14 protein-coding genes are annotated in these 12,634 nt (G+C 59.8%); 4 read left to right on the top strand and 10 right to left on the bottom strand.

What is annotated here, in order from left to right:
• The first annotated feature begins 97 nt into the window (after window positions 1-97).
• The gene (locus tag O3301_RS07030) at window positions 98-664 is read left to right on the top strand and encodes a phasin family protein (protein ID WP_099666796.1); all 567 of its coding nucleotides are present in this window, start codon (window positions 98-100) and stop codon (window positions 662-664) included.
• A gap of 133 nt (window positions 665-797) precedes the next feature.
• Here O3301_RS07030 and O3301_RS07025 read toward each other — a convergent pair whose 3' ends face one another.
• From O3301_RS07025 to O3301_RS07000, 6 genes are all read right to left on the bottom strand, one after another.
• Window positions 798-1,517, bottom strand: a complete 720-nt coding sequence (locus O3301_RS07025; RefSeq protein ID WP_070256673.1) for an ABC transporter ATP-binding protein — start codon at window positions 1,515-1,517, stop codon at window positions 798-800.
• Complete coding sequence (locus O3301_RS07020; RefSeq protein ID WP_099666795.1) at window positions 1,514-2,287, bottom strand: ABC transporter ATP-binding protein; 774 nt, start codon at window positions 2,285-2,287, stop codon at window positions 1,514-1,516. Before O3301_RS07020 ends, O3301_RS07025 begins: the two co-directional genes overlap by 4 nt.
• 13 nt (window positions 2,288-2,300) lie before the next feature.
• Complete coding sequence (locus O3301_RS07015) at window positions 2,301-3,518, bottom strand: ABC transporter ATP-binding protein (protein WP_305055986.1); 1,218 nt, start codon at window positions 3,516-3,518, stop codon at window positions 2,301-2,303.
• 22 nt (window positions 3,519-3,540) lie between these two features.
• Window positions 3,541-4,470: a branched-chain amino acid ABC transporter permease gene (locus O3301_RS07010; RefSeq protein ID WP_077407985.1), complete on the bottom strand. Its 930-nt coding sequence runs from the start codon at window positions 4,468-4,470 to the stop codon at window positions 3,541-3,543.
• 297 nt (window positions 4,471-4,767) lie between these two features.
• The gene (ispH, locus tag O3301_RS07005; protein ID WP_099666793.1) at window positions 4,768-5,715 is read right to left on the bottom strand and encodes a 4-hydroxy-3-methylbut-2-enyl diphosphate reductase; all 948 of its coding nucleotides are present in this window, start codon (window positions 5,713-5,715) and stop codon (window positions 4,768-4,770) included.
• Between the two features lie 9 nt (window positions 5,716-5,724).
• Window positions 5,725-6,180 (bottom strand): peptidylprolyl isomerase, encoded by a 456-nt coding sequence (locus tag O3301_RS07000; protein ID WP_070224501.1) that lies wholly within the window; start codon window positions 6,178-6,180, stop codon window positions 5,725-5,727.
• Window positions 6,181-6,301: 121 nt separating this feature from the next.
• Here O3301_RS07000 and radC point away from each other — a divergent pair, with 121 nt between their 5' ends.
• From radC to rpmG, 3 genes are all read left to right on the top strand, one after another.
• On the top strand, window positions 6,302-6,976 hold the full coding sequence (radC, locus tag O3301_RS06995; protein WP_099666791.1) for a DNA repair protein RadC: 675 nt from the start codon (window positions 6,302-6,304) through the stop codon (window positions 6,974-6,976).
• A gap of 257 nt (window positions 6,977-7,233) precedes the next feature.
• On the top strand, window positions 7,234-7,470 hold the full coding sequence (gene rpmB, locus O3301_RS06990) for a 50S ribosomal protein L28 (RefSeq protein ID WP_010400928.1): 237 nt from the start codon (window positions 7,234-7,236) through the stop codon (window positions 7,468-7,470).
• A 22-nt stretch (window positions 7,471-7,492) separates the two neighbouring features.
• Window positions 7,493-7,660, top strand: coding sequence for a 50S ribosomal protein L33 (rpmG, locus tag O3301_RS06985; RefSeq protein ID WP_010400929.1), 168 nt, complete (start codon window positions 7,493-7,495; stop codon window positions 7,658-7,660).
• Between the two features lie 140 nt (window positions 7,661-7,800).
• Here the strand turns inward: rpmG and O3301_RS06980 are convergent, their stop codons facing one another.
• The 4 genes from O3301_RS06980 to purN all read right to left on the bottom strand — a co-directional run bounded on the left by O3301_RS06980 (window position 7,801) and on the right by purN (window position 12,580).
• Entirely contained in the window at window positions 7,801-8,970 is a 1,170-nt protein-coding gene (locus tag O3301_RS06980; RefSeq protein WP_369811458.1) for a fatty acid desaturase, read from the bottom strand.
• A gap of 172 nt (window positions 8,971-9,142) precedes the next feature.
• A complete protein-coding gene (locus O3301_RS06975; protein WP_099666790.1) occupies window positions 9,143-10,501 on the bottom strand; it encodes a mechanosensitive ion channel family protein in 1,359 nt (452 codons plus the stop codon).
• Window positions 10,502-10,630: 129 nt separating this feature from the next.
• On the bottom strand, window positions 10,631-11,950 hold the full coding sequence (locus tag O3301_RS06970; RefSeq protein WP_099666789.1) for an RsmB/NOP family class I SAM-dependent RNA methyltransferase: 1,320 nt from the start codon (window positions 11,948-11,950) through the stop codon (window positions 10,631-10,633).
• A 21-nt stretch (window positions 11,951-11,971) separates the two neighbouring features.
• Window positions 11,972-12,580, bottom strand: coding sequence for a phosphoribosylglycinamide formyltransferase (purN, locus tag O3301_RS06965; RefSeq protein WP_099666788.1), 609 nt, complete (start codon window positions 12,578-12,580; stop codon window positions 11,972-11,974).
• Window positions 12,581-12,634 lie beyond the last annotated feature (54 nt).

Here is a 12,634-nt window from a genome sequence, read left to right as displayed (position 1 = left end):
CAATTCTTGTTCAGCTTGAAAAATTTAGATTCACCTGCTTTCCCAAACGGTACACGCAGCATCAAATTAACCAGATTTCGATTTTTTGGAGATTTATATGTTTTCAATTCCTGAGCAATTTTCGTCCGCTACCAAAGCCAACCTGGAAGCCCAATTCGCCCTGTTCTCGTCGCTGACGGGCAAGGCCTTCGAAGGCATCGAAAAGATCGTCGAACTGAATCTGACCGCTGCCAAGGCAACGCTGGAAGAATCGACCGCCGCCGCCAAGCAATTGCTGTCGGCAAAAGATCCACAAGAATTCTTCTCGCTGGCCTCTGCCCAAGCCCAGCCTGGCGCCGAAAAAGCCATCGCTTACGGCCGTCACCTGGCTGCCATCACGTCGGGCACGCAAGCCGAATTCAGCAAAGCTGCTGAATCGCAGATCGCTGAAACCAACCGTAAAGTCCTGTCGCTGGTGGAAGAAGTCACCAAGAACGCACCAGCCGGTTCGGAAAACGCCGTCGCCATCCTGAAAAGCGCCATCGGCAACGCCAATGCAGGCTACGAGCAATTCTCGAAAACCAGCAAGCAAGCCGTCGAAGCCATCGAAGCGAACCTGACGTCGGCCGTGAACCAGTTCACGCAAGCGGCTGAAAAAATCGTGCCGCGCACTGCCGCCAAGTAATTATCAAGCGACCGCCACGGCGGTCTGCTGTTATCGGCTCCTCCAGGCATCCATCCCGCACTTCCCCGACGGATGCCATTATGCCCCAGCCCAGCTGGGGCATTTTTTATGCCTGAACACTTCCCGAACGCGCTTACTCGCCCAGATACGCCGCCTTCACGCGCGGGTCGTCGAGCATGGCGGCCGCGTTGCCGCCCATGGTGACCAGGCCGGAATCCATCACATAGCCGCGGTGCGCCGCCTGCAGGGCCAGCCGGGCATTCTGTTCGACCAGCAAGATCGTGATGCCTTCGGACGACACCTTGCGGATCACCTCGAAGATTTTCTCGACCATGATGGGCGACAGGCCCATCGACGGTTCGTCGAGCAGCAGCAGCTTCGGATGGCTCATCAGGGCGCGCGCCATGGCCAGCATCTGCTGCTCGCCGCCGGACAGGGTGCCGGCCATCTGCGCCGCTCTTTCCTTCAGGCGGGGAAACACGTCGAACCAGCGGGCGATGTCGTCCTCGACGCCCGCCTTGTCCGTGCGCGTGTAGGCGCCCATCATGAGGTTTTCGCGGATCGACATGCGGGTAAACACGCCCCGCCCCTCCGGCACCATGGCCAGTTTCCTTTCCACCAGGTGGAACGATTTCGTGCCCTTCAGCGATTCGCCCAGGTAGCTGATCGTGCCCTCGATCTTGCAAGCAGGCAAAGTGCCCGTGATGGCTTTCAGGGTCGTCGTCTTGCCGGCGCCGTTCGCGCCGATCAGGGCGATCAGCTCGCCCTCGTTGACTTCCAGGTCGATGCCTTTCACCGCCTTGATGCCGCCGTAGGCCACGTGCAGGCCCGCCACCTTCAATATATTGCTCATGCGTGCGATCCCCCCAGGTAAGCCTCGATGACGGCCTGGTTTTGTTGTATTTCGGCCGGCAAGCCTTCTGCGATGCGCTTGCCATATTCGAGCACCGTGATGCGGTCGCACAGCCCCATCATCAGTTTCACGTCATGCTCGATCAGGAGCACGGTCTTGCCTTCCGCCTTGATTTTCACCAGCAACTCGCGCAGGGCCAGCTTTTCCGTCGCGTTCATGCCGGCCGCCGGCTCGTCGAGCGCCAGCAGAGTCGGGTCGGTGGCCAGCGCGCGGGCGATTTCCAGGCGCCGCTGGTCGCCATACGACAAAAAGCGCGCCGTCCGGTTGGCGAACTGGGCGATGCCGACGAAATCGAGCAACTCCATGGCCCGCTTGCGGATGGACGCCTCTTCCTCGCGCGCCGCCTTGTGGCGGAAGATGGCGCCGAAGACGCCCTGGTGCGAGCGCACGTGGCGCCCCACCATGACGTTTTCCAGCGCCGTCATGTCGCCGAACAAACGGATGTTCTGGAAGGTGCGCGCGATGCCCGCCTTGGCCACCTGGTGCGGCGCGGACGGCGAATACGGCTTGCCGGCCAGCTCGAAGGTGCCCGTGTCGGGCTGGTACAGGCCCGTGATGACATTGAAAAACGTCGTCTTGCCGGCGCCGTTCGGGCCGATCAAGCCATAGATCTGGCCCTGGCGGATGGTGATGCCCACGTCGGTGAGCGCCTGCAAGCCGCCGAAACGCTTGTTTACGCCGGCGATATTGAGAATGATCTGTTCGCTCATGTGATTCCCTCCCTTAAGCGGACACGACGCCGGTGGATTTGTTCGGCTGGTCCACATCGTGGTCGGGCCGGTCTTCGTGCTTCGGCGATGGCCACAGTCCCGCAGGACGATTGAGCATGATCAACACCATGGCCAGGCCGTACAGCAGCTGGCGCAGCACTTCCGCCTCGATCACCACGTGGCCGAACAGCGCCTGCTGGGCCGGCTCCACCACATGGCGCAGCACTTCCGGTATCGAGGCGAGGATCACGCCGCCGAGGATCACGCCGGGGATATGGCCGATGCCGCCCAGCACCACCATGGCCAGCACGGCGATCGATTCCGTCAGCGAGAACGATTCCGGCGAAACAAAGCCCTGGAAAGACGCAAACATGGCGCCAGCCACGCCGCCGAACGAGGCGCCCATGGAAAAGGCCAGCAATTTCACGTTGCGCGTGTTGATGCCCATGGCCTTGGCGGCGATCTCGTCTTCGCGGATGGCTACCCAGGCGCGGCCCAGGCGCGAATGCTGCAAGCGCTTGGTGAAAAACACGACGGCGATGCACAGGAAGAGGAACAGGAAGTAATAAGCGTTGACGGACGGCATGGAAAAACCGGCCACCGTCACGGTGCTGTTGGTACCCGCCTCGCCCGCCAGGTTGACGCCGAAGATGCGGATCGGATCGATCAAATTGATGCCTTGCGGACCGTTCGTGAAATTGATCGGATCGTTCAAATTGTTCATGAAAATGCGGATGATCTCGCCAAAACCCAGGGTCACGATGGCCAGGTAGTCGCCGCGCAGTTTCAAGGTGGGCGCGCCCAGCAGGGCGCCGAACAGGCCTGCCACGGCAGCGGCCAGCGGCACGATGATCCAGATCGACAGGTGGATGCCGTTTTCGCGGATTTCCGGCCCCATCAGCTGCACCAGGGATGCACCCAGCACCGGATATTGATTTACCACCGATTCGAGCAGGATGGCGAACTGGGGCGACGCCAGCAAGGCCGTCAGGTAGGCACCCACGGCATAGAAGGCGATGTAGCCGAGGTCGAGCAAGCCGGCGAAGCCGACGACGATGTTCAAGCCCAGGGCCAGCATGATGTACAGCAAGGCCACGTCGATGATGCGCACCCACGAGTTGCCGAACTGCGCGGCAAAAAACGGGAACACCATCAGCAGCGCGGCCAGGCCCAGCATGCCGGCGTAGGCTTTGGTCGGATTTTTCTTAGCGTCAAAATCGAGTAGTGCCATGATTCAGTCTCCCAGTTTCACATCAGGCACGGTCGGCCACACGTTCGCCCATGATGCCGGACGGGCGCAGGGTCAGCACGATGATCAGCACGACGAAGGCAAAGATATCCTGGTAGTGGCTGCCCAGGAAGCCGCCCGTGATGTCGCCGATATAGCCGGCGCCCAAGCTCTCGATAATGCCCAGCAAGACACCACCCAGCATGGCGCCGTAGATATTGCCGATGCCGCCCAGCACGGCCGCGCAAAAGGCTTTCAAGCCGGGGATGGCGCCCATGGAAAACTGGATGGAGGCGTAATTGGCGCCCCACATCACGCCCGCCACGGCGGCCAGCGCGGCGCCGATGGCAAAGGTGGCGACGATGACCTTGTCGGAATCGACGCCCATGAGGCCCGCCACGCGGGGATTTTCCGCCGTGGCGCGCATGGCGCGGCCCATTTTCGTTTTTTCCACCAGCAACACCAATCCGCCCATCGACAGCGCGGCCAGGGCCAGCAACAGCACTTGCGTTTGCGAAATCACAGCGCCCCCTATGTTGATGGGGTCCGTCGACAGCAATTGCGGGAAAGGCAAGGGATTGCGCGTCCAAATCATCATGGCGAAGGTTTGCAGCAGGATGGAGACGCCGATGGCGGTAATCAGGGGGGCGAGGCGGGGGGCATTGCGCAGGCGGCGGTAGGCGACCCGCTCGATGATGATGTTGACCAGAATACAGATGGGAATGGCGCCGAGGATGGCGGTGGCCAGTTTCAGATAGCCGGGCCAGTCCGGTACATAAATGCCCAGCAGCTTGAGTATGCTCAAGCCCACCATGGCGCCGATCATGAGCACGTCGCCGTGGGCGAAGTTGATCAGATTCAAGACGCCATACACCATTGTGTAACCGAGGGCGACTAAGGCATACATGCTGCCCAACACCAAGCCGTTGATGATCTGCTGGATGAATGTATCCATGATTGCCCTATCAAATATGCATTTTTCGGGAACAACTTCCGCCAGAACATGGGTCGCTGATACAAAAACGGCACCGGAGGAAGAATTCCTGCAGTGCCATCCCTGGACCGTTCTCACCAGCATGGTGCACGCACTCAAAAAGGGCGTGACCTTGCTTAGTCATAACGACAACATATTCAAGCTTGAGGCAATCATAACGATCTTTTGCAAAAACTAAGCTTGGAATAAATCGATCATTTCCGAATTAAATTCGGTTTTGAGGTAACTATTTCATCGATACTCAACAGCCGTACAGACTCAGGCGACGTCGCGCTTGAGGCCATCGAGGCCTTTCGGCATCGGGAACGTGACGGCTTCCTGTACGCCGTCGAGCGGGCGCACGCTCTTCACGCCGCACTCTTTCAAGCGGTCGATGACGGCTTGCACCAGCACCTCGGGCGCCGAGGCGCCGGCCGTCACACCCACGCGCAGCTTGCCTTCCAGCCAGGCGGGATCGATTTGCGAGGCATTGTCGACCATATAGGCAGGCGTGCCCATCTTCTCGGCCACTTCGCGCAAGCGGTTCGAATTCGAGCTGTTCGGGCTGCCCACGACGATCACCACTTCCACTTGCGGGGCCATGAATTTCACGGCTTCCTGGCGGTTGGTGGTGGCGTAGCAGATGTCGCCTTTTTTAGGCTCGGCGATATTCGGATATTTCGCTTTCAAGGCCGCAATAATGTCGCTAGTGTCGTCAACTGACAACGTTGTTTGCGAAACATAGGCCAGGCTTTCCGGATTGGCAACTTGCAATTTCGCCACATCCTCGAGCGTTTCCACCAGATGCATGCCCATATCGGCCTGGCCCATCGTGCCTTCCACCTCGGGATGGCCATCGTGGCCGATCATGATGATCTCGCGGCCTTCGCGGCGCATCTTGCTCACTTCCATATGCACCTTGGTGACCAACGGGCAAGTGGCGTCAAAAATGCTCAGGCCGCGCGATTCCGCCTCGGCGCGCACGGCTTTCGACACGCCATGCGCGGAAAACACGAGCGTATTGCCTGCAGGCACGTCATCGAGGTCGTCGATGAAGATGGCGCCCTTGTTGCGCAAGTCGGCCACCACATAGGCGTTGTGGACGATTTCATGGCGCACATAGATCGGTGCGCCAAATTGCTGCAAGGCGCGCTCGACGATTTCGATCGCCCGGTCGACGCCAGCGCAAAAGCCGCGGGGCTGGGCCAGTAACAGTTCCTTATCCATCGCTACTCCTTACAGGACCGAGATGAGCTTGACTTCAAAACGCAGCGGCTGGCCAGCCAGCGGATGGTTGAAGTCGAACAGGGCCGAGTCCTCGCGCATTTCGCGCAGCACGCCGGCAAAGCGGCCGCCGCCCGGCGCGGCGAAATCGACCAGGTCGCCGATCTTGTAGTCGGCGCCCGGCACGGAGTTCTCGTCCAGGGTGGCGCGCGAGACGGACTGCACCAGCTCGGGATTGCGCTCGCCGAAGCCTTCGCCCGCCGCCAGCTCGAACGTCTGGTGCGTGCCTTCAGGCAAGCCCAGCAAGCGCTGCTCGAGGAACGGTGCCAGCTGGCCCTGTCCCAGCATCAAGGTAGCAGGATTTCCGCTAAAGGTAGTGACAATATCAGTACCGTCAACAGTAGCAAGACGATAATGCAGGGTGAGGTAAGCCGCTTCGGTGACGACTGCTGGTTGCTCGTTGGACATAGTGAGTTTTCAAGTAGCTGATGCAAAACGATATTGTAAGCCACACTGGCCGCGCCTGCCCCATGGCTTCGTCAAAGAAGACCATGCCGGGGCACGCGCCGGTGACAAACAGGAGAACAGCATGGGCATCAAGGACTGGCCGGCCGGCGAACGGCCGCGCGAACGCCTGATCGAGGATGGCGCGCAATCGCTGTCGGACGCGGAATTGCTGGCCGTCTTCCTGCGCACGGGCGTGCGCGGCAAGAGCGCCGTGGAACTGGCGCGCGACACGGTCGAGCACTTCGGCTCCCTGCGGGGCTTGTTTGGCGCCAGCCTCGTGAGCTTTTCCGCCGTGCACGGCATGGGCAGCGCCAAGTTTGCCCAGCTGCAAGCAGTGCTGGAACTGGCGCGGCGCGCCATCATCGAAGACTTGCAGGCGGGCCAGACCCTCAATTCGCCGCACGCCGTGAAAGATTATTTGCGCCTGACCCTGGGCCACCTGGCGCATGAAGCATTCCACGTGTTGTTTTTGGACGTCAAGAACCGCCTGATCACGACCCAGGAAATGTTTCGCGGCACCCTCACCCACACCAGCGTGTATCCGCGCGAAGTCGTCAAGCAGGCGCTGCTGCACAACGCGGCCAGCGTGATGCTGGCGCACAACCACCCGTCCGGCGCGCCCGAGCCCAGCGAATCGGATCTATTGCTGACGCGCGCGCTGGTGCAAGCGTTGTCGCTGGTGGACGTGCGCATCCTCGACCATTTCGTCGTGGCCGGACGGCACGTGCATTCGTTCGCGGAACACGGCCAGATCTAGGCCAGGGCTGGCCAGGGCTGGCCAGGCGGCAGTTAACCATGTGTAAACAAGGACATACGTCACTGCAGCGAGACGCTTATCTAACAGTAAACAGCGCTGTTTACCAGTGCATTCCCCTATGAAGAAGGGGAAAAGTCAAATTGTTAAATTATTTCAATACAACATGACACAATTGTTTTTCGCAAGTCATTGATAAATCGGCTTATTTTGGATATACTCTCGTTTTTCCAATTTGGAATATCTTTAAGGAGTGCGCCATGGCACGTGTTTGCCAAGTCACTGGGAAGAAGCCGATGGTCGGCAACAATGTTTCCCATGCAAACAACAAAACCAAACGTCGTTTTTTGCCTAACTTGCAAAATCGTCGTATTTTTGTTGAATCTGAAAACCGCTGGGTCTCCCTGCGTTTGTCCAACGCCGGTCTGCGCGTCATCGATAAAGTCGGCATCGACGCCGTATTGGTCGATATGCGCGCTCGTGGCGAAAAAGTCTAATTAGCAGAATAAGGGAGCTATCATGGCAAAATCAGGCCGCGACAAAATCAAGTTAGAATCGACCGCCGGTACGGGTCACTTCTACACGACCACCAAAAACAAGCGTACGACGCCTGCGAAAATGGAGATCATGAAATTCGATCCTAAAGCACGCAAGCACGTAACGTACAAAGAAACCAAAATCAAGTAATTGATATTGTGTTCTGTAAAAAGAGCCGCTCCGATGAGCGGTTTTTTTTCGCCCTGATTTTCCTCCCGCCGCTCTCCCCTTGTGCCGGGACGAAAAAAAGGCCCTGGAAACCAGGGCCTTGATATGACGCAACAGCTTACTCAGGCATAGCTGCGCAGGCGCAAGGAAAAGTCTTGCAGCGACTTGATGCCCGACGCTTCGGCGCGCGTGCACCAGTCTTGCAGCTTTTGCAGCAATTGCTCACGCGTAAAGTGCGAACGCTCCCAGATGGCGCCCAGCTCCACGCGCATGTGGTGCATGGTTTCCAGCGCCTTGCTGTGCTGGAACAATTCCGACAGCTGTTCGTGGTGCGCATCGGCCAGCTTGCCCGGCTCGCGCTGCATCAGCTTGCGCGACGATTTCAGGAAGCGCTTTTCCAGTTCCGCCTTGTGCTTCAGGTGTTCCAGCTCTTCCTTCCAGGCATGCTTGATCGATTTCGCATACTTGGCCATCACGTCGTAACGGTTGGCGATGACCGATTGCAAGGTCTCGAAGTCCGCTTCCAGCTTGCCGTGCGAGAACTTCGGCTCCGGCGCCAGCTTTTTCACCTTGGCCAGGCCCAGCATTTCCAGCGCGCGGATATACGCCCAGCCGATATCGATTTCATACCATTTCGACGACAGCTTGGCCGAGGTCGCATAGGTATGGTGATTGTTGTGCAACTCTTCGCCGCCGATCAGGATGCCGAACGGAATGATGTTGGTGGCCGCATCGGCGCAATCGTAGTTGCGGTAGCCCCAGTAGTGGCCGATGCCGTTGATGATGCCGGCCGCCGTGATGGGGATCCACATCATTTGCACGGCCCACACGGAAATGCCGATCACGCCGAACAGGATGAAATTGATGACGAACAGCGACACCACGCCCAGCCAGCTGTACTTGGTGTACAGGTTGCGCTCGATCCAATCCGTCGGCGTGCCGTGGCCATATTTCGCCATGGTTTCCATGTTCTTCGATTCAGCACGGTACAGCTCGGCGCCTTCCCAGAAGACTTTCTTGATGCCGCGCGTCACGGGGCTGTGCGGATCTTCTTCCGTATCGCACTTGGCGTGATGCTTGCGGTGGATGGCCGCCCATTCCTTGGTCACCTGGCCCGTCGTCAGCCACAGCCAGAAACGGAAGAAATGGCTGGGGATCGCATGCAATTCCAGCGCCCGGTGGGCCTGGTGGCGGTGCAGGTAAATCGTGACGCTGGCGATGGTGATATGCGTGACCACCATGGTGTACAGGAAAACTTGCCATGCGGACAGATCGGTAATGCCAGTTGCCATGAACTGCAAAACGTCGTGTAAAACGGAACTCAATGTCATTACTACTACTCCAAGTGGACAGGGCGTGCGCACGGTCGCTCCAGTGACTCTGGAGGTCCGGCAGAGTTAATTTTAGGCGTGATTGTACGCCCTAATGGGTGCGGTCAGGCAAAATCGGAGGCAGGCAGCGAGGTTAAGGCTGGGTGCCGGATGGGGCGGACTCACCCTCTGCCGCGCTGGCGAGCGGGGCAGGAGGCGTACCAACAATACGCAATTCGCGTTGCGGAAACGGTACAGTGACCTTATGTTCCTGCAAGGTGCGCCAGATGGCGCGGTTCACATTCGACTTCACGCCGCCGGTGCCATTTTCCGGGTCCGCAATCCAGAAGCCGATCTGCACATCGAGGCCGTCGGCGCCGAAACGCACGAGGGTAGCCGATGGCGGATTGCTTTGCGACACACGCGGCACCTTGGCCGTCGCCGCTTCCAGCAAGGGGAAGATGACATCCAGATCCGTTTCATAGCCCACCGACACGGCCGTCGACAGCCAGACCATGCGGTTGCTCAGCGACATGTTCTGCACGCCGCCGGAAATCAGCATTTCATTCGGCACGATGGATTCAACGCCATCGCCACCCAATAACACAGTATAGCGCGTATTGATTTGCGTGACCTTGCCCGTGAATTGACCCACCGTAATCATGTCGCCGATGGTCAGGCTGCGGTCCAGCAGGATGATGAAACCGGACACGAAGTTCGCGGCGATCTTTTGCAAGCCGAAGCCCAGCGCCACGCCGAAGGCGCCGCCGAACACGGACAGCACCGTCAGGTCGATGCCCACCAGCGACAGGCTGACCAGCACGGAAACGAGGATCAGCACGGCGCGCCCCATGCGCGACAGCACCACGCGCAAGGAAGTGTGCAAGCCCTGCATTTTCATCAGGCGCTCGTCGAGCGAGGTACCGGCCCACATGGCCAGCACCAGCAGCACGGCCACGGAAATAGCGGCTTGCAAGATGGCAGCCACGGACACCTTGTTGCGTCCCAGCGGCACGACGATGCTTTCCAGGAAGGTGTGCAATTCCGGCCACAGGCCCGTGATGTACAGGGCCATACCGGCCCACACCACCACCGTGAAGATCTTTTCCAGCAGCAACATGGTCGGGCTGATGTCGCCGTGGCGGGCAAAAATGCGGCGCAGCACATAAAACCCGAAGCGCACCAGCGCCATCGAGGTGCACAGGGGAATGGCAATACTGAGCAGGTTCACGGACTGGAACTTGGCCAGGAAATGCTGCGCAATGCCCAGCAGCATGGCCGCCAGCACGGGCGTCAGGATGCGGATGAAACTATCCGTGCGCTGCAAGGTTTCCGGCGTGGCCGGGACAGTGGCCGCTTCCGCCCGCTGATGCAGGAACACGCGCAACTGCCGCACCAGCAGCCAGCTCAGCGCCAGGCAGGCGACGATGACCAGCGCCTGCCACAGGATGGCCGGTTGACGGAAATCATCGACAAAGTCAGTGATCAGATTCAGCAGTGGGGTTTCATTCATGGCGGATGCGGTCCGGAAGGTGAGACGGGTGGGACGGAGGTGATACGGAGGGGCTAGGCCCATGCCGCCAGGCGGGCTGGCGGCATTGAAAGCCGCCACTGCCAGGTGCAGCGGCGGCCCGTGACAGGCTTACTCGGCTTGTTCAGCGTCAGCATCGTCGGCCGGTTTTTCATCGGCGTAGACTTTTTTCGGCATGACCTTGCGCTCGAACACGGCGGCGAAGAAGCCGTCGGTCTGGTGCAAGTGCGGCAACAATTTCAGGTAGTCGCCCATTTCCAGCTCGATCTTCTGTTCGGCCAGCACCTTGCTCATCGGCACCAGGGTGAAGTCCGGATGGGCGGCCAGGAATTGCTCGGCGATAAAGTCGTTTTCTTCGTTCAGGAAGCTGCAGGTGGCGTACACCAGGCGGCCGCCGCCCTTGACCAGGCGCGCCGCGCCGGCCAGGATGGCTGCCTGCTTGGCTTGCAATTCCACGATCGAGTTCGGCTGCTGGCGCCATTTCACGTCCGGATTGCGGCGCAGGGTGCCCAGGCCGCTGCATGGGGCGTCGACCAGCACGCGGTCGATCTTGCCGGCCAGGCGCTTGATCTTGGCATCGCGCTCATGCGCGATCTGCACCGGATGCACGTTCGACAGGCCGCTGCGGGCCATGCGCGGCTTCAGCTTGGCCAAACGCTTTTCCGACACGTCGAACGCGTACAAACGACCCGTGTTGCGCATCAGCGCGCCCAATGCGAGGGTCTTACCGCCCGCGCCGGCACAGAAATCGACGACCATCTCGCCGCGCTTGGCGCCGACGATCTGCGACAGGATCTGGCTGCCTTCATCTTGCACTTCGATGGCGCCGCTCTGGAACAATGGCAGGTTTTGCAACGATGGCTTCTTGATCACGCGCAAGCCCAGCGGGGCATACGGCGTCGGCGTGCTGAGGATAGGCGCTTCGGCCAGGGCCAGCATCACGTCGTCGCGCGTTGCCTTGAGCGAGTTGACGCGCAAGTCCAGCGGCGCCGGCGCGTTCAGCGCATCGGCCAGCTTCATGGTTTCCGCTTCGCCGAACTGGGCGATCAGCTTGTCGAACAGCCAGGTCGGCATGTTGGCGCGCATGTTCGACGGCATCAGGCTGCGGTCGATCTGCGTGATGCGTTCCAGCCATTCCACTTCTTCTTCCGTCAAGCCGCCCAAGGAGTCGGCACCCACCGCTTCGGCCAGGCCGAGGATGGTCAAGCGGCGCATGGTCGGACCGCTGCCCGCTTCGGCGAAGTCCGTGAAGAACGATTTGTTGCGCAGGACGGCATAAATGCCTTCGGCGATGGCGCCGCGTTCGCGCGAACCGAGGCGCGGATGGTCGCGGAAATAGCGCGACAGGGTGGTGTCGGCCGGGGCCGTGAAACGTAAAATTTCGCGCAATACTTCTTCAGCATTGGCAAGTATCGCTGGTGGCAATCTCATTGTTATTCTTCCTGTAATATTTTATTGAGGGTCCACGCGGACCTGGCCATGCTCGACTGACAGTTTATCGTCAATGAACAGGCGGATGGCGCGCGGGTAAAGCAGATGTTCCTGTACCAGCACGCGCGCCGATAAGCTGTCTTCTGTGTCGCCTGGCAAGACTGGCACCACCGCGCTCGCCACGGCCGGGCCATGGTCAAGCTCGGCAGTCACGAAATGCACGGTCGCGCCGTGTTCCGTCACTCCCGCCTCGAGCGCCTGGCGGTGCGTCGCCATGCCCGGGAACAGCGGCAGCAGCGACGGGTGGATATTGAGCATGCGCCCCGCGTAATGCTCGACGAAGGGCGGCGTCAGGATGCGCATGAAACCGGCCAGCACGACCAGGTCGGGGGCGAAGCCGTCGATCACGGCTTGCAGCGCCGCATCGAACTGTTCGCGGCTGGCATAATCCTTGTTGGCAACGACTGCCGTCGCTATCCCGTGTTCCGCGGCAAAAACCAGTCCCTGGGCATCGGCCCGGTTACTGATGACGGCGGCAATACGGGCTGGCCATTGCTCGGCTTGCGCCGCGCGGACGACCGCTTCCATGTTGCTGCCGCGTCCGGAAATGAGGATAACGATATTTTTCATAGCGCGCATTGTACCCGCTATGGCGATGCGAATCTAGAAAGGCCGGTATTATTG

Source organism: Janthinobacterium sp. SUN211 (genome assembly GCF_030587315.1).
GTDB lineage: Bacteria > Pseudomonadota > Gammaproteobacteria > Burkholderiales > Burkholderiaceae_D > Janthinobacterium > Janthinobacterium kumbetense.
Note: the sequence above shows the minus strand (reverse complement) of the source record. Positions and strands in the feature narration are given on the sequence as shown.